Origin of the sequence: Sphingomonas sp. ABOLE, from assembly GCF_003950455.1 — a bacterium.
Classification (GTDB): domain Bacteria; phylum Pseudomonadota; class Alphaproteobacteria; order Sphingomonadales; family Sphingomonadaceae; genus Sphingomonas; species Sphingomonas trueperi.
The window spans coordinates 17894-31277 of the sequence record NZ_QQWY01000033.1 but is presented as its reverse complement, the minus strand read 5'-3'; the positions used below and the strand labels follow the sequence as shown (position 1 = coordinate 31277).

At 64.6% G+C, this 13384-nt stretch carries 22 protein-coding genes; all 22 read left to right on the top strand.

The genetic code is table 11. The features are described from left to right. Nucleotides 1-2 precede the first annotated feature (2 nt). The gene (gene rpmC / locus CA234_RS17905; protein WP_010545728.1) at nucleotides 3-206 is read left to right on the top strand and encodes a 50S ribosomal protein L29; all 204 of its coding nucleotides are present in this window, start codon (nucleotides 3-5) and stop codon (nucleotides 204-206) included. Nucleotides 207-219: 13 nt separating this feature from the next. Next, on the top strand, nucleotides 220-486 hold the full coding sequence (gene rpsQ, locus CA234_RS17900; protein ID WP_064313337.1) for a 30S ribosomal protein S17: 267 nt from the start codon (nucleotides 220-222) through the stop codon (nucleotides 484-486). A gap of 142 nt (nucleotides 487-628) precedes the next feature. Beyond that, nucleotides 629-997 (top strand): 50S ribosomal protein L14, encoded by a 369-nt coding sequence (gene rplN / locus CA234_RS17895; RefSeq protein ID WP_010545730.1) that lies wholly within the window; start codon nucleotides 629-631, stop codon nucleotides 995-997. Then, on the top strand, nucleotides 997-1314 hold the full coding sequence (rplX, locus tag CA234_RS17890) for a 50S ribosomal protein L24 (RefSeq protein ID WP_064313336.1): 318 nt from the start codon (nucleotides 997-999) through the stop codon (nucleotides 1312-1314). The genes rplN and rplX overlap by 1 nt, the downstream gene beginning before the upstream one ends. Next, nucleotides 1307-1888 carry a 50S ribosomal protein L5 gene (gene rplE, locus CA234_RS17885; RefSeq protein WP_010545732.1) on the top strand — a complete coding sequence of 194 codons (582 nt, stop codon included), beginning with the start codon at nucleotides 1307-1309 and terminating at the stop codon, nucleotides 1886-1888. Before rplX ends, rplE begins: the two co-directional genes overlap by 8 nt. Nucleotides 1889-1907: 19 nt before the next feature. Then, nucleotides 1908-2213: a 30S ribosomal protein S14 gene (gene rpsN, locus CA234_RS17880; RefSeq protein WP_010545733.1), complete on the top strand. Its 306-nt coding sequence runs from the start codon at nucleotides 1908-1910 to the stop codon at nucleotides 2211-2213. Nucleotides 2214-2225: 12 nt separating this feature from the next. Beyond that, on the top strand, nucleotides 2226-2621 hold the full coding sequence (gene rpsH / locus CA234_RS17875) for a 30S ribosomal protein S8 (RefSeq protein WP_010545734.1): 396 nt from the start codon (nucleotides 2226-2228) through the stop codon (nucleotides 2619-2621). After that, nucleotides 2621-3154, top strand: coding sequence for a 50S ribosomal protein L6 (gene rplF, locus CA234_RS17870; protein ID WP_010545735.1), 534 nt, complete (start codon nucleotides 2621-2623; stop codon nucleotides 3152-3154). Before rpsH ends, rplF begins: the two co-directional genes overlap by 1 nt. Then, nucleotides 3154-3513: a 50S ribosomal protein L18 gene (rplR, locus tag CA234_RS17865; protein WP_174539078.1), complete on the top strand. Its 360-nt coding sequence runs from the start codon at nucleotides 3154-3156 to the stop codon at nucleotides 3511-3513. Before rplF ends, rplR begins: the two co-directional genes overlap by 1 nt. 1 nt (nucleotide 3514) lies before the next feature. Beyond that, nucleotides 3515-4255: a 30S ribosomal protein S5 gene (gene rpsE / locus CA234_RS17860; RefSeq protein WP_064313333.1), complete on the top strand. Its 741-nt coding sequence runs from the start codon at nucleotides 3515-3517 to the stop codon at nucleotides 4253-4255. 6 nt (nucleotides 4256-4261) lie between these two features. Then, a complete protein-coding gene (gene rpmD, locus CA234_RS17855; protein ID WP_019369689.1) occupies nucleotides 4262-4441 on the top strand; it encodes a 50S ribosomal protein L30 in 180 nt (59 codons plus the stop codon). 148 nt (nucleotides 4442-4589) lie between these two features. Next, a complete protein-coding gene (locus CA234_RS17850; protein ID WP_126002386.1) occupies nucleotides 4590-5891 on the top strand; it encodes a cation:proton antiporter in 1302 nt (433 codons plus the stop codon). 137 nt (nucleotides 5892-6028) lie between these two features. Next, nucleotides 6029-6559: a 50S ribosomal protein L15 gene (rplO, locus tag CA234_RS17845; protein WP_084583901.1), complete on the top strand. Its 531-nt coding sequence runs from the start codon at nucleotides 6029-6031 to the stop codon at nucleotides 6557-6559. Nucleotides 6560-6876: 317 nt separating this feature from the next. Further along, entirely contained in the window at nucleotides 6877-8241 is a 1365-nt protein-coding gene (gene secY, locus CA234_RS17840) for a preprotein translocase subunit SecY (RefSeq protein ID WP_125973981.1), read from the top strand. Nucleotides 8242-8270: 29 nt separating this feature from the next. Further along, a complete protein-coding gene (locus CA234_RS17835) occupies nucleotides 8271-8924 on the top strand; it encodes an adenylate kinase (protein WP_126002385.1) in 654 nt (217 codons plus the stop codon). A gap of 361 nt (nucleotides 8925-9285) precedes the next feature. Then, nucleotides 9286-9486, top strand: coding sequence for a hypothetical protein (locus tag CA234_RS17830; protein ID WP_126002384.1), 201 nt, complete (start codon nucleotides 9286-9288; stop codon nucleotides 9484-9486). 432 nt (nucleotides 9487-9918) lie between these two features. Continuing rightward, on the top strand, nucleotides 9919-10287 hold the full coding sequence (gene rpsM, locus CA234_RS17825) for a 30S ribosomal protein S13 (protein ID WP_010545744.1): 369 nt from the start codon (nucleotides 9919-9921) through the stop codon (nucleotides 10285-10287). A gap of 79 nt (nucleotides 10288-10366) precedes the next feature. Beyond that, nucleotides 10367-10756, top strand: a complete 390-nt coding sequence (rpsK, locus tag CA234_RS17820) for a 30S ribosomal protein S11 (protein WP_019368402.1) — start codon at nucleotides 10367-10369, stop codon at nucleotides 10754-10756. Between the two features lie 99 nt (nucleotides 10757-10855). Next, nucleotides 10856-11923: a DNA-directed RNA polymerase subunit alpha gene (locus CA234_RS17815; protein WP_010545746.1), complete on the top strand. Its 1068-nt coding sequence runs from the start codon at nucleotides 10856-10858 to the stop codon at nucleotides 11921-11923. A gap of 120 nt (nucleotides 11924-12043) precedes the next feature. Continuing rightward, the gene (locus CA234_RS17810) at nucleotides 12044-12508 is read left to right on the top strand and encodes a hypothetical protein (protein WP_126002383.1); all 465 of its coding nucleotides are present in this window, start codon (nucleotides 12044-12046) and stop codon (nucleotides 12506-12508) included. Between the two features lie 137 nt (nucleotides 12509-12645). Beyond that, the gene (gene rplQ, locus CA234_RS17805; protein ID WP_126002382.1) at nucleotides 12646-13068 is read left to right on the top strand and encodes a 50S ribosomal protein L17; all 423 of its coding nucleotides are present in this window, start codon (nucleotides 12646-12648) and stop codon (nucleotides 13066-13068) included. Nucleotides 13069-13249: 181 nt separating this feature from the next. After that, nucleotides 13250-13378 (top strand): hypothetical protein, encoded by a 129-nt coding sequence (locus CA234_RS25275; protein ID WP_277600222.1) that lies wholly within the window; start codon nucleotides 13250-13252, stop codon nucleotides 13376-13378. The last annotated feature ends 6 nt before the right edge of the window (nucleotides 13379-13384 follow it).

The following is a 13384-nucleotide window of genomic DNA, read 5'->3' as shown; positions in this document are numbered from 1 at the left end:
AAATGACCAAGGCAACCGACTTTCGGGCCAACACCGACGACCAGCTCGCCGAGCAGCTGGGCAACCTGAAGCGCGAGCAGTTCAACCTGCGCTTCCAAGCGGCCACCAGCCAGCTCGAGAAGCCGACCCGCGTGCGGGAAGTGCGTCGCGACATCGCCCGTATCAAGACGCTGCAGAACGAGCGCTCGCGCTCGACTGCCAAGTAAGAGGACCGAGACCATGCCGAAGCGCGTGCTGACCGGAAATGTCGTCTCGGACAAGGGCGACAAGACCGTGGTGGTTCTGGTGGAGCGTAAGGTGAAGCACCCGCTCTACGGGAAGATCATCCGCCGCTCGAAGAAGTACCACGCCCATGACGAGGCGAATGAGTACAAGGCCGGCGAGACCGTGCGCATCGAAGAGACTGCGCCGATCTCCAAGCTGAAGACCTGGAAGGTGATCGGGCGGGTTGATACCCACGCGACGCCGAACACGGTCGACGCATAATCGTCATCTCCGCTCTTGCGGAGAACTCGAGTTGCGGTCATAGGCCGCCGCTTTGGTGCCCCGGCCGTGAGGCCGGGGTGACGCATTAGAAACGGAACCACCGGGCGCGTCCCGGCAGGCCAAACGAGAAGGAACCGGATCGATGATCCAGATGCAGTCCAATCTCGACGTCGCTGACAACAGCGGCGCGAAGCGGGTGCAGTGCATCAAGGTGCTGGGCGGGTCGAAGCGTCGCTTCGCCGGCGTGGGCGACGTCATCGTCGTCAGCATCAAGGAAGCCGCTCCCCGCGGCAAGGTTAAGAAGGGCGACGTCCACCGCGCGGTTATCGTCCGCACGGCGAAGGACATCCGCCGCACCGACGGCTCGGTGATCCGTTTCGACGGTAACGCTGCCGTGCTGGTCAACAAGAACGAGGAGCCGATCGGCACCCGTATCTTTGGCCCGGTGGTCCGCGAGCTCCGCTCGAAGGGCTTCATGAAGATCATTTCGCTCGCCCCCGAGGTGCTGTGATGGCTGCTGCCAAGATCAAGAAGGGCGACAAGGTCGTTGTCCTGTCCGGCAAGGACAAGGGCAAGACCGGTGAGGTCGTCAAGTCGCTGCCGAAGGACGACAAGGTCGTCGTTTCCGGCGTGAACATCGCCGTGCGTCACAAGAAGCCGACCCAGGGCGAGCCCCAGGGTGGCCTGGTGCGCATCGAGGCGCCGCTGCATGTCTCGAAGGTCGCGCACGTGACCGCCGACGGCAAGCCCACGCGCGTCCGCTTCGAAGAACGCGACGGCAAGAAGGTTCGCGTCGCCGTCAAGACCGGGGAGGTCATCAATGGCTGACAAGTACACGCCCCGCCTGCGCAAGCTCTATGACGAGCAGATCGTCAAGGCGATGACCGAGAAGTTCGGCTACAAGAACGTCATGGAAATTCCGCGCATCGAAAAGATCGTGCTGAACATGGGCGTTGGCGAAGCCACCCAGGACAAGAAGAAGGTCGAGCAGGCCGCTTCTGAAATGGAACTGATCGCCGGCCAGAAGCCCGTCGTGACCAAGGCGAAGAAGTCGATCGCGCAGTTCAAGCTGCGTGAGGGCATGCCGATCGGCGCGAAGGTTACCCTTCGTCGTGAGCGCATGTACGAGTTCCTCGATCGTTTCATCACGATCGCGCTCCCGCGCGTCCGCGACTTCCGCGGCCTGAACCCGAAGTCGTTCGACGGTCGTGGCAACTATGCCTGCGGCCTGAAGGAACAGCTCGTGTTCCCCGAAATCAACTATGACCGCATCGACAAGGTGCGCGGCATGGACGTGATCGTTACCACCACTGCCAAGACGGATGACGAGGCTCGCGAGCTTCTCCGTCTCTTCGGTTTCCCGTTCCCGCAGGCGGACGGCGAAACGAAGCAGGCGGCGTAAGGAAGGAAGAACTTAAGTCATGGCGAAACTGAGTTCGATCAACAAGAACGAGCGTCGCAAGCAGCTGGTGAAGAAGTATGCCGGCAAGTATGCGAAGCTCAAGGCGATTGCGAACGACGAAAGCCTGGATGAGACCGAGCGTCTCATCGCACGGCTCAAGATGGCCGAGATTCCCCGCAACGGGAACCCGACCCGCATTCGCAACCGGTGTGAGCTGACGGGTCGTCCCCGCGCTTATTACCGCAAGTTCCGTCTCGCACGTGTCATGCTGCGCGATCTGGCCAACAAGGGCCTGATCCCGGGTGTCACGAAGTCGAGCTGGTAAAGGACACGCAAGATGGCAGTGACCGATCCCCTGGGTGACATGCTCACCCGCATCCGCAACGGTCAGCGCGCGCGCAAGGACTCCGTCCTCACGCCGGCGTCGAAGTTGCGTGTCCGTGTCCTCGACGTGCTTCAGCGCGAGGGCTATATCCGTGGCTACAGCGAAGAGCAGATGGGCCCCGCGGCCGGCATCCGCATCGAGCTGAAGTATTTCGAGGGTCAGCCGGCGATCAAGCACGTCGCGCGCATCTCGAAGCCCGGCCGCCGTGTCTATTCGGGTTCGCAGGAGCTTCCGCGCGTCCGCAACGGCCTCGGCATCACGATCGTCTCGACGCCTCGCGGCGTTCTGTCCGACGCCGAAGCGCGCGAACAGAATGTCGGCGGCGAAGTGCTGGCGGAGGTGTTCTGATGAGCCGCATCGGTAAGAAGCCGGTTCCCGTCCCTGCGGGCGTGACCGCGAACATCGACGGCGGGCAGATCTCGGTGAAGGGTCCCAAGGGCACCCTCACCATGCCGCTCGCGGACGACATCAAGTACGAGCTCACCGACGGCGGCATCTCGGTGCAGCCGGCGAACGAGACCAAGCGCGCGCGTGCCTTCTGGGGCATGCAGCGTACCCTGGTGCAGAACCTCGTCACCGGCGTGACCACCGGCTTCACCAAGAAGCTGCTGATCACCGGCGTGGGCTACCGCGCTGCCTCGCAGGGCAAGGTCCTGAAGCTGCAGCTCGGCTATTCGCACGACGTCAACTTCGACATCCCCGAGGGGATCGAGATCAAGACGCCGGATCAGACCACGGTCGAGATCTCGGGCATCGACAAGCAGAAGGTCGGCCAGGTGGCCGCGGAAATCCGCCGTTGGCGCAAGCCGGAGCCCTATAAGGGCAAGGGCATCAAGTACGATGGCGAATTCATCTTCCGCAAGGAAGGGAAGAAGAAGTGATCAGCACCAAGGGTCTTTCGCTTTTCGAAAAGCGTCGTCGCCGCAACCGTACCGCGCTTCGTGCGCGGGCCGGTGGCCGTCCTCGTCTGTCGATCCATCGCTCGGGCAAGCACATCTATGCCCAGGTGATCGACGACGCCGCAGGTCGCACCGTCGCCTCGGCTTCCACGCTCGAGAAGGACGTGCGTGGCCAAACCGGCGCCACGATCGCCGCGGCACAGGAAGTGGGCAAGCGCGTTGCCGAGGCCGCCAAGGCCGCCGGCATCACCCAGGTCGTCTTCGACCGCGGTGGCTTCCTCTACCATGGTCGCGTCAAGGCGCTGGCGGATGCCGCGCGTGAGAGCGGATTGGAGTTCTAAGATGGCCGATGAAATCAACACGACCGAAGCACCGGTCGAGGCGCAGGACGCCGGCCAGGCGGCTCCCGACCAGCAGCAGCAGGGTCGTGGTTCGCGTGGCGGCCGTGGCCGTGGCGGCCCGGGCGGCGGCGGTGACAACCGCGGCCGTGGCGGTCGCGATGGCAACCGTGGTCGCCGCGACGATCGTCGCGGTGGTCCGCAGGACGACGGTGGCGAGGAGCTGATTGAAAAGCTCGTCCACATCAACCGCGTCTCGAAGACGGTGAAGGGCGGCAAGCGCTTCGGCTTCGCAGCGCTCGTCGTCGTCGGCGACGGCAAGGGCCGTGTCGGCTTCGGTCATGGCAAGGCGCGCGAAGTGCCGGAAGCCATCTCGAAGGCGACCGCTTCGGCGAAGAAGGCGATGATCCGCGTTCCGCTGAAGGAAGGCCGCACGCTCCACCACGATGGCAACGGCCATTTCGGCGCAGGCCGCGTGACCGTCCGTTCGGCGCCCCAGGGTACCGGCATCATCGCCGGCGGCCCGATGCGCGCGATCTTCGAATCGCTGGGCGTGGCCGATGTGGTGACCAAGTCTGTCGGCACCTCGAACCCGTACAACATGATCCGCGCCACGTTCGAGGCACTGGGTGAGCAGACTTCGCCGAAGTCGGTCGCGCAGCGCCGTGGCAAGAAGATCGCCGACCTGCTCGGCCGCGGTGGTTCGCAGACCGCCGAGGCGGACGCTGCGGCCGTTACGGAGTAAACGATCATGGCGAAGATCAAGATCAAGCAGATCGGCTCGCCGATCCGCCGCACCAAGGATCAGCGCGCCACGCTGATCGGCCTTGGCCTCAACAAGATGCACAAGGTTTCGGAGCTGGAAGACAGCCCCGAGGTCCGCGGCATGATCCGCAAGCTGCCGCACATGGTGGAAGTGATCGAGGGCTGAGCCTTCGGTCTGCCGAGCCAGGCGACAAAACGAAAAGGGCGGTGGGCAACCACCGCCCTTTTTCGTTGTGACCGACGGAGAGGGGCGGGGCGGCGTGCAAATCGCCGCCGGCGAGGACCGATCCGCTACCCCGATCGCTTATCCAGCGATGAACGCCACTGCTCTGTTTCCAGACCCGTACATCCTGATCCTGACGGGGTTGGGCGTGCTTATCGCGCTGGTCGCGTGGCTGCCCTTGGCGCTGCGGCGGTTGCCGTTGTCGCTTCCGATCGTCTGCATTGCCATCGGGGCGGGTATCTTCCTGCTCCCCGGCGTGACGCTGCGCCCGCTGCCCTGGCGCTATCCCGAGATCACCGAGCGCTTCACCGAGCTGATCGTGATCATCGCGCTGATGGGGGCCGGGCTGAAGATCGACCGCCTGTTCGGCGTGCGGCGCTGGGCCTGCACCTGGCGGCTGATCGGTGTAACGATGCCGCTCAGCATCCTCGCCATCGCCATGCTCGCAGGATGGGCGCTCGGCTTGCCGATCGCGATAGCGCTGCTGCTGGCGGCCAGTCTCGCGCCGACAGACCCCGTATTGGCAGCGGATGTCCAGGTGGGGCCGCCGAGGACCGGCGAGGAGGACGAGGTTCGGTTCGGGCTGACGTCGGAGGCCGGTGTCAACGACGGTGCGGCCTTCCCGTTCGTCCACTTGGCCGTCATGCTCGCTGCTGCCACCGCGTCCGGGACGCCGTGGCTCGTGGAATGGCTCACCTATCGGGTGGCCTGGGAAATCGTGGGGGGTGGGGTCGCGGGATGGCTGGTCGGCCGCGCTTTTGGTTGGGTCACCTTCCACATCCAGGCAGAGACCAAGCTGGCGAGGACCGGGGACGGTCTGATCGCCCTGTCCGCCACCTTCGTTTCCTACGGCCTCACCGAGGCGATCCACGTCTATGGCTTCCTGGCGGTCTTCGTAACCGCGCTCACCTTCCGCCATGCCCACCGGGAGCATGATCTACATCACGAGATGCACACCATCATCGAGCAGGTGGAGCGGCTAGTGATGATGATCCTGCTGATCCTGTTCGGCGGTGCCCTGGTGAGCGGCTTGCTGGCGGCGGTGACCTGGATCGATGCCGCCGTTGCCGCAGTGATCCTGCTGGTGATCCGGCCCCTCTGCGGCTGGATCGGCCTGCTGGGATATCCCGCCGATGCGGGAGAGAAATGGACGCTGGCGTTCTTCGGGATCCGCGGAGTGGGAACGATCTACTACCTCGCATATGGCCTGAATCACATGGAGGTGGCCGATGCAGGGCGGCTTTGGGGCCTGGTCGGTCTCGTCGTATTCTTCTCGATCCTGCTGCATGGCCTGACGGTGACGCCGATCATGCGCTCGCTGGACCGATGGCATGGCCGGGATCCGGATGCCGCGGGTGCCCCACCGGGGCTGCAGGGGCCTGCGCACGACTGATCGGCTGAAGCCCGTGCCCCGATCGATGCGAACCGGCTCCGCAAGGGTCAAACAAGAGTCGACATTCCCCCCGCTCGCCGCTATGAGCCCGCGCTTCCCATCAACGCGCGACAAAAGCGAAAGCGAGTGCACACATCATGAAGCTGAACGAACTCAACGACAACCAGGGCGCCCGTCATCGCCGCATGCGCATCGGCCGTGGTATCGGCTCGGGCAAGGGCAAGACCGGTGGCCGCGGCGTCAAGGGTCAGAAGAGCCGCGAAGGCGTCTCGATCAAGGGCTTCGAGGGCGGTCAGATGCCGCTCCACATGCGCCTGCCGAAGCGTGGCTTCAACAACATCTTCGCCAAGGACTATGCCGAGGTGAACCTGGGCGAGATCCAGAAGGCTGTCGATTCGGGCAAGCTGACCGGCACCGACATCGATCACGCCGCGCTGAAGGCCGCCGGCCTGGCCCGTGGCGGCAAGGACGGCGTCCGCCTGCTCGGCAAGGGTTCGCTCACCGCGAAGCTGAACTTCACCGTCGCCGGCGTCTCCGCCGGTGCGCGTGAGGCGGTCGAGAAGGCCGGTGGCTCGGTCACCGTGCCGGAGATCGTTCCGGCCGCCGAGAAGCACAAGGCGAAGCACCGCACGGCCCAGGCCGCTGCCAAGGCCGCCAAGCAGGGCTGACGAAATGCGAAGGCGGGGCCCAAGGCTCCGCCTTCCTTCGTGCTGGGCTGGTGCGCGTCGCTGAAGACGCCGCTTCCCCCGTTTCCGTCATCCCGGCGAAAGCCGGGATCCATTCGCCGCTCCGTTGCGGCAAGCGCCGATACGGTGGCCCCAATGGATTCCGGCTTTCGCCGGAATGACGAAGGATGGGGCGAAGGTCGGTGCAGGTGCCGGTTCCCTTCCGCGCCCGCAGCCATTAGACAAGCCGCGCACAACCCCTATATGCGACTCCGCAGGGCGGGGGAGCGCCCGTCACTTATCCGGGACGAAGATACGAAATGGCATCCGCAGCCGACCAGCTGGCCTCCAGCATCAATCTGGCGAAGTTCAGCAAGGCCACCGACCTCAAGAAGCGCCTGTGGTTCACCCTCGGCGCGCTGATCGTCTTCCGCATGCTGAGCTATGTGCCGCTGCCGGGTATCGACCCGACCGCGCTCGGCCTGCTCGCGCAGCAGACCCAGGGCGGCGTGCTCGACTTCTTCAACAACTTCACCGGCGGCGCGCTGTCGCGCATGTCGATCGTGGCGATGGGCGTGATGCCCTACATCACCGCGTCGATCGTCGTGCAGCTTGCCTCGTCGCTGTCGCCGCAGCTGGCGGCGATCAAGAAGGAAGGCGAGAGCGGCCGCAAGCGGCTGAACCAGTACACCCGCTACGGCACCGTGCTGCTCACCGCCATCCAGGGCTATTTCCTGGTGCAGGGCCTCGAGGCTGCCGGCGCCGCTAACGGTCTCAGCCCGGTCGTCGAACCCGGCATCGCCTTCACCATAACCGCCGTGGTCAGCCTGATCGGCGGCACCATGTTCCTGATGTGGATCGGCGAGCAGATCACCAGCCGCGGCATCGGCAACGGCATTTCGCTGATCATCATGGCCGGGATCGTCGCCCGCCTGCCGGTCACGCTCGTCCAGCTGTTCGAGAGCGGCCGTTCGGGCTCGATCGATCCGCTGCGGCTGATCTTCGTGATCGTCTGCGTCGCCGCGCTCGTGCTGTTCATCTGCTTCATGGAGCGCGCCCAGCGCCGCATCCTGATCCAGTATCCGAAGCGCCAGACCGCGCGCGGCGTCCAGGCCGAGCGCAGCCACCTGCCGCTCAAGCTCAACACCGCCGGCGTGATCCCCCCGATCTTCGCCTCGTCGCTGCTGCTGCTGCCGCTGACGATCACCCAGTTCGCCGGCCAGGCCGCGAGCGGCGACAGCTGGTGGGGCGACCTGATCGCGAACCTGAACATCTGGCTGCGCCACGGTTCGCCGATCTACATGTCGCTCTATGCGGCGGGCATCATCTTCTTCTCGTTCTTCTACACCGCGGTGGTCTTCAACCCCGAGGAGACCGCGGACAATCTGAAGCGCTATGGCGGCTTCGTCCCCGGCATCCGCCCGGGCAAGAACACCGAGCTGTATTTCGACTATGTGCTGACCCGCATCACCGTGATCGGTGCAGCCTATCTGACCATCATCTGCCTGCTGCCGGAATGGGCGTTCTCCGCTATGAGCATCCCGTTCCTGATGGGCGGCACTAGCCTTCTCATCGTCGTCAACGTAACCATGGACACGGTGACGCAGATCCAGTCGCACCTGCTGGCCCACCAGTATGGCGACCTGATCAAGAAGGCGAAGCTCAAGGGCGGCCGCGCGCGCTGATCGGCGCGCGGCACTAGGGGAGGTACCTTTTGAACATCATCCTGTTGGGTCCGCCGGGGGCCGGTAAGGGCACCCAGGCGAAGCGTCTCGAGACCGAGCGCGGCATGGTACAGCTGTCCACGGGCGACATGCTGCGCGCCGCGGTGAAGGCGGGGACGCCCACGGGCCTGAAGGCCAAGGCAGTGATGGAGGCGGGCCAGCTCGTCTCCGACGCAATCGTCTCGGGAATCATCGGCGAGCGGCTCGACATGGCCGACACCGAGAAGGGTGCGATCTTCGACGGCTATCCGCGCACCTATGCGCAGGCCGAGTCGCTGGATGGGCTGCTCGCCGAGCGCGGCCGCAAGCTTGACTATGTGATCGAGCTGCTCGTTAACGAAGAGGCGCTGGTCGATCGCGTCGAGGGCCGCTTCACCTGTGCGAAGTGCGGCGAGGGCTATCACGACAAGTACAAGCTGCCCAAGGCGGACGGCGTGTGCGATGTGTGCGGTTCGACCGAATTCAAGCGCCGCCCCGACGACAATGCCGAGACGGTGCGCACCCGCATGGCGGAGTACCGCGCCAAGACCTCGCCGATCCTGCCCTTCTACGAAGAGAAGGGATTGGTCCGGCGAGTCGACGGCATGGCCGATATCGACGAAGTGACCCGGCAGATCGCCGTGGTGCTCGACGGGCTGAAGTAACGGGAAGGGCGGGGGAGACCTCGCCCTTTTTGATTCGTGGGCGCGCTTAGTCGGCTCCCGGCCGATTGCGGGCATTCGCGAATGACGGAAGATTGAGGCATGGGAAAGCGATCAGGTGTTCCTCACCGCGACGACGAACTGGAGCAGCTCAATCTCGGGGAGCTTGAGGCGGAGCTTGAGCGTTCTCGCGCCCGTGGGAGCATCGCCCCGTCCTCCAAAATGAAAAAGCTGTGGGACAAGCGCGTTCATTGGCTGGCAGCTGAGATAGCCCGGCGCGACTGAAAGTCGGCTTCTCACCATTCTCGCCATGGCGGCTCGCGCTCCACTAGCGGACATGCTGATATTCTCATAAATGATGTGAATGCGATCCAAGAATGTCGAAGCAGGCGTCTATGCCATATTAGGCCTGGTCCCGGCCTTTCTGGTGCGCTGGGGCGGCACGGCGCTCAAGCTGCCCACCATCCTCACCGCTATTCTCATGCTTGTCAGCGCATTCGGGTGTGGCTGGCTCTTCGGGGCACTGCAAAAGAGACGAGCGACCCGAAAGCTCAACGGCAACTAACCACCAAAAATCGCCGTCATCCCGGCGAAAGCCTGGATCCGTTTGCCGCTCGGTTGCAGCACGAGCCGATAGCGAGGCCCCAATGGACCTCGGCTTTCGCCGGGGTGACGGCGTGGGGGGGATGATGTGTTCTTGTCTATGCAACTTGGTATTGGCCGCATCCCCCTATACGAAACGGGACGCGCTTCGCCGCCGCGCCCCTCGCCGCGCTTGGCGCGCCGGGAACCTTGCTATATAAGGAGGGTTCGGCATTTTCCGGCTCCGCGGCGCTTGACAGTTCGCCTGCGGCCCCGTATCTCGCCCAACTTCCGGAACAGTAGATTACGGCGGCGCTCCATCGCGTGCGTCGTGCCGCTGCATTTCGGAAGGCAACGCTACGAGATGGGGCGCCGCTGCCATGCAGTGCCTCGTGGAGCTGGGAGAATATGTTTCATGGCACGTATTGCGGGTGTTAACATCCCGACCAACAAGCGCGTCGTCATCGCGCTGCAGTATATCCACGGCATCGGCCCCGCAAAGGCCAAGGAACTCACCACGCAGCTCGGCATCGCGCCGGAGCGCCGCGTGCAGGACCTGAGCGACCAGGAAGTGCTGCAGATCCGCGAAGCGATCGACGCCGGCTACACCGTGGAAGGTGATCTTCGTCGCCAGGTGGCGATGAACATCAAGCGCCTGATGGACCTGGCCTGCTATCGCGGCCTGCGTCACCGCAAGGGCCTGCCGGTCCGCGGCCAGCGCACGCACACCAATGCGCGCACCCGCAAGGGCAAGGCCAAGCCGATCGCCGGCAAGAAGAAGTAAGCAGCGCTCCCCAGCGCGCACTTCTTCCCCCGAGGCCTCGCGCCTCCAGGCACCAAGCTTCTAGGTCAGGAAATTCCAAATGGCACGTGAACCGCAGCGTATTCGCCGTCGCGAACGCAAGAACATCACCGCCGGCGTCGCGCATGTGAACGCCAGCTTCAACAACACCATGATCACCATCACCGACGCGCAGGGCAACGCGATCAGCTGGTCCTCGGCCGGCATGATGGGCTTCAAGGGCTCGCGCAAGTCGACCCCGTATGCCGCGCAGGTCGCCGCCGAAGACGCCGGCCGCAAGGCCGCCGAGCACGGCGTTCGCACCCTCGAGGTCGAAGTCAAGGGTCCGGGTTCGGGCCGCGAGTCGGCGCTCCGCGCGCTGCAGGCGGTCGGCTTCCAGATCACCTCGATCCGCGACGTGACGGCGATCCCCCATAACGGCGTGCGGCCGTCGAAGCGTCGCCGCGTCTAAACGTCCTGCTTGCACCGCGGGCCCTGAGGCGGGTCTCGCGGTCTTGCAGTAAATACCTGGCGGGGAATGCCTCTTCCCCGCCCAACATGAGGAAAGCCCGTGTCGGTCAACGCTAAGAACTGGCAGGAACTCAAGAAGCCCAACGGCCTCGAGAAGAAGCCCGGTGGCGATCCCAAGCGGAAGTCGACGTTCGTCGCCGAGCCGCTGGAGCGGGGCTTCGGCCTCACCCTCGGCAACGCGCTGCGCCGCGTGCTGCTGTCGTCGCTGCAGGGCGCGGCAGTCACCTCGATCAAGATCGAGAACGTGCTGCACGAATTCTCGTCGCTCGCCGGCGTGCGCGAGGACGTGACCGACATCGTCCTCAATGTGAAGCAGATCGCGCTCAAGATGCAGGGCGAAGGCCCGAAGCGTCTGCAGCTGTCGGCCACCGGCCCGGCGGAAGTGAAGGCGGGCGACATCGCGGTTTCGGGCGACATCGAAGTGATGAACCCCGAGCTGGTGATCTGCCATCTCGACGACGGCGCGACCCTGAACATGGAACTGACCGCGGACGTGGGTAAGGGCTATGTGCCCGCTACCGCGAACCGCCCGGCGGATGCGCCGATCGGCCTGATCCCGGTCGATGCGCTGTTCAGCCCGGTGCGCCAGGTGTCCTACAAGGTCGAGAACACCCGCGTCGGCCAGGAGCTCGATTACGACAAGCTCACGCTGACCGTCGAGACCGACGGCACGGTGACCCCGGAGGACTCGCTGGCCTACGCCGCGCGGATCCTGCAGGACCAGCTGGCGCTGTTCGTCCACTTCGACGACTCGTCGATCACCCGGGCGGCCCCGGTCGGCATGGCGCCGGCAGCGGCTCCGGCGGAAGGTGGCGCAGGCGATGCCGCGCAGATCAACCGCTACCTGCTCAAGAAGGTCGACGAGCTGGAGCTTTCGGTCCGCTCGGCCAACTGCCTCAAGAACGACAACATCATCTATATCGGCGATCTGGTCCAGAAGACCGAAGCCGAGATGCTGCGCACGCCGAACTTCGGCCGCAAGTCGCTCAACGAGATCAAGGAAGTCCTCTCCAGCATGGGCCTGCGCCTGGGCATGGAAATCCCGGGCTGGCCGCCCGAGAACATCGAGGAAATGGCCAAGAAGCTCGAACAGGAGATCATGGGCTGAGCCCCTCTCCGCTTCGGCTGAAGGTACAGAAGGGGCTTCGCAGCAATGCGGAGCCCTTTTTACTGCGCGTTCTGTAGCGCGTCGGCTTGCGGAGGCGTCGCGTCGCGATAAGATAGTGCCGTGGGTCGCCTAGCTATCCTTCTCGTCACGCTTTGCGTCGTTTTTGCCGCGGAAGCCCTGTATCGATGGTCCAACGGACTCGAACTGGATTGGGGTTGGGCAGTCGGGAGGGCGTGCTTTCTGCTGGTCGTCGGAGGCGGTTCGAGTTTCGGCTCTTGGCTGGACTCGAGAAAGCGCGGCAGGTCCAGAGATAGCGGGGGTGGCATCCTGAGTGCGCTGTTCTTCCTGTCGATCGGCGGGTGGGGTGTCGCGGTCTGTGCATGGCGTGTTGCCGCCGCGATCTGGTCCGGTCGCATCGTCGTTTCGACCGCGACGGATGCATTCACATCCTGGACGATCAATCCTTTCGGATTTGGAGTGGCGCTGGCAGCAGCGTTGTTCGGCGCGCTCTTTTTCCTCGTCCTGTTCGCGGCGGGCGGTTTTCAGCTGGCCTTGTGGATGTCGCGGCGCCGCCGGCTTCGGTAAGACTTGACGAATCGGTCGTTTTGCGGTCTTGGGCGCAGCTTCACGCATTCGTGAGTTGGGTTTTGGGCGGTGGCCCCGTTTCACCGCCTGGTCGGCAGTACCTTGAACGGCTGCCGGACGAACGAAAGGAAGATACCATGCGTCATCGTTATGGCGGTCGTAAGCTGCAGCGTACCTCGGCCCATCGCGCGGCCCTGTTCCGCAACATGTCGGCCGCGCTGATCAAGCACGAGCAGATCACCACCACCGTCGCCAAGGCGAAGGAACTGCGCCCCTACGTCGAGAAGCTCGTTACCCTCGCCAAGAAGGGTGGCCTGTCGAACCGTCGTCTGGCGCACGCCCGCCTGCTGGACGACGCCCAGCTGGTGAAGCTGTTCGACGTGCTGGCAGCGCGCTACGCCGATCGCAACGGCGGCTACACCCGCATTATCAAGGCCGGCATCCGCGCCTCGGACGCGTCGCCGATGGCGATCATCGAGTTCGTCGACCGCGACGTCTCGGCCAAGGGTCAGGATTCGGGTCCGGTGCTGTCGGACGAGGAGTTCGACGACGCCGCCTGATCGGCGCTTCGTTGGGAACGAACCGGGGAAGGGCGGTCGCGATGCGGCCGCCCTTTTCTTTTGGGCAGGTTTTCTTACCGCCACCCAAGTTTCGTTTCGCTTGCAATCCATCGCACGCTCCCCATCTCCGCGCCCGAACAACAGGGTGCGCCGCCGCGTCTGGCGGCGCTGGAGAACTACCATGTCTCGCAAGTCCAACCGGGCGCGCAGGTCCGCGCCCATCGATGTCGGCGCGTGGATCGCCGCGCTGCTGGCGCTGTCGCCGCTCGCCGCCTTTGCCTGGGTGATCGAGGTTACCGGCTTTGCTTGAGCCGGG

What these genes read in the sequence shown, in the direction of transcription:
- rpmC (WP_010545728.1), top strand. Translation starts at nt 3, where the DNA reads ATGACCAAGGCAACCGACTTTCGGGCCAACACCGACGACCAGCTCGCC.
- rpsQ (WP_064313337.1), top strand. Translation starts at nt 220, where the DNA reads ATGCCGAAGCGCGTGCTGACCGGAAATGTCGTCTCGGACAAGGGCGAC.
- rplN (WP_010545730.1), top strand. Translation starts at nt 629, where the DNA reads ATGATCCAGATGCAGTCCAATCTCGACGTCGCTGACAACAGCGGCGCG.
- rplX (WP_064313336.1), top strand. Translation starts at nt 997, where the DNA reads ATGGCTGCTGCCAAGATCAAGAAGGGCGACAAGGTCGTTGTCCTGTCC.
- rplE (WP_010545732.1), top strand. Translation starts at nt 1,307, where the DNA reads ATGGCTGACAAGTACACGCCCCGCCTGCGCAAGCTCTATGACGAGCAG.
- rpsN (WP_010545733.1), top strand. Translation starts at nt 1,908, where the DNA reads ATGGCGAAACTGAGTTCGATCAACAAGAACGAGCGTCGCAAGCAGCTG.
- rpsH (WP_010545734.1), top strand. Translation starts at nt 2,226, where the DNA reads ATGGCAGTGACCGATCCCCTGGGTGACATGCTCACCCGCATCCGCAAC.
- rplF (WP_010545735.1), top strand. Translation starts at nt 2,621, where the DNA reads ATGAGCCGCATCGGTAAGAAGCCGGTTCCCGTCCCTGCGGGCGTGACC.
- rpsE (WP_064313333.1), top strand. Translation starts at nt 3,515, where the DNA reads ATGGCCGATGAAATCAACACGACCGAAGCACCGGTCGAGGCGCAGGAC.
- rpmD (WP_019369689.1), top strand. Translation starts at nt 4,262, where the DNA reads ATGGCGAAGATCAAGATCAAGCAGATCGGCTCGCCGATCCGCCGCACC.
- CA234_RS17850 (WP_126002386.1), top strand. Translation starts at nt 4,590, where the DNA reads ATGAACGCCACTGCTCTGTTTCCAGACCCGTACATCCTGATCCTGACG.
- rplO (WP_084583901.1), top strand. Translation starts at nt 6,029, where the DNA reads ATGAAGCTGAACGAACTCAACGACAACCAGGGCGCCCGTCATCGCCGC.
- secY (WP_125973981.1), top strand. Translation starts at nt 6,877, where the DNA reads ATGGCATCCGCAGCCGACCAGCTGGCCTCCAGCATCAATCTGGCGAAG.
- CA234_RS17830 (WP_126002384.1), top strand. Translation starts at nt 9,286, where the DNA reads ATGCGATCCAAGAATGTCGAAGCAGGCGTCTATGCCATATTAGGCCTG.
- rpsM (WP_010545744.1), top strand. Translation starts at nt 9,919, where the DNA reads ATGGCACGTATTGCGGGTGTTAACATCCCGACCAACAAGCGCGTCGTC.
- rpsK (WP_019368402.1), top strand. Translation starts at nt 10,367, where the DNA reads ATGGCACGTGAACCGCAGCGTATTCGCCGTCGCGAACGCAAGAACATC.
- rplQ (WP_126002382.1), top strand. Translation starts at nt 12,646, where the DNA reads ATGCGTCATCGTTATGGCGGTCGTAAGCTGCAGCGTACCTCGGCCCAT.
- CA234_RS25275 (WP_277600222.1), top strand. Translation starts at nt 13,250, where the DNA reads ATGTCTCGCAAGTCCAACCGGGCGCGCAGGTCCGCGCCCATCGATGTC.